Source organism: Sutterella sp. AM11-39 (assembly GCF_003472385.1).
In the GTDB taxonomy this organism is placed as follows: Bacteria; Pseudomonadota; Gammaproteobacteria; order Burkholderiales; family Burkholderiaceae_F; genus Duodenibacillus; species Duodenibacillus intestinigallinarum.
Genome location: NZ_QRLV01000028.1, coordinates 1 through 983 on the forward strand (window position 1 = coordinate 1; position 983 = coordinate 983).

At 50.4% G+C, this 983-nt stretch carries 1 protein-coding gene; it reads left to right on the forward strand.

Annotated features, from left to right (window positions below; all coding sequences use genetic code 11):
* On the forward strand, nucleotides 1–983 hold a 983-nt coding region (locus DW133_RS09945; protein ID WP_118276500.1), incomplete at both ends, for an RNA-guided endonuclease TnpB family protein.

Below are 983 nucleotides of genomic sequence, written 5' to 3' on the forward strand. Positions count from 1 at the left end.
CGTTCTGCATTGAGCAGAAACGCCGGCTGTCGTCGTTTCGTGTTCAACAAAGCTCTGGAGCTGCAAAACGAACGCAAGAAAAACGGTCTTTCTCTCTTGCGCTACAAAGAGCTATGCCTCGAGCTTGTCAAATGGAAGAAAGAGGAAAAGACTGTTTTTCTCAGAGAGGCAATGTCCCAACCTCTGCAGCAGGCGCTCAAGGACCTCGATCGAGCCATTGCCGACAGTTTTCGTCCTAAGAGTGATCCTGCCCGTAAAGAATGGCCGAAATTCAAAACAAAAGATATTGGAGACGGTTTTCGTATTCCGCAGTTCAGGCCTGAACATATCGATGATGCTAACGGCCGCGTGAAGTTGCCCAAGATCGGCTGGATGCGCTACCGCAAAAGCCGTCCGCTTGCATTCAAATGTGCCGATGGTTTCATGAAGTCCGGCACGGTCAGGCAGATTCACATCAAGAAGGATTGCGGTCATTGGTTTGTGGTCTTCACGACGGAATTTGACATTGAGATGCCGGATCCAAAGGCACTCGATGTCGGCATTGATCTGGGCGTGGTTCATGCGGTGGCTACGAGCGACGGTCAGTTCTTCGATCTCAATACGGGCAGAATCAAAGAGCTCGAAAAAGAGATTGCTCGCTATCAACGAAAATTGGCGTTAAACAGATCCTCGCGGCTGAAGCTTGCAAAGGAAGGACGGGCAGAAGCGTTCGATAAAACGAAGCCGAGCCGCAAACGCAGAAGATTGTTGGAAAAACTGCAGAAGCTGCACAGACGAGTTCGAAATATTCGCCGTGACTTTCAGATGAAGACCGCGCACACGCTCGCGCAGGAGTATGGCTGCGTGTACGTGGAAGATCTGAAGACGCGCAATATGACAAAGAGTGCCAAGGGAACGATTGACAATCCGGGTAAAAACGTCAAACAGAAATCCGGATTGAATCGGGCGATTCTGAGGACGGGCTTTTTTGGTATGCGGCAAGC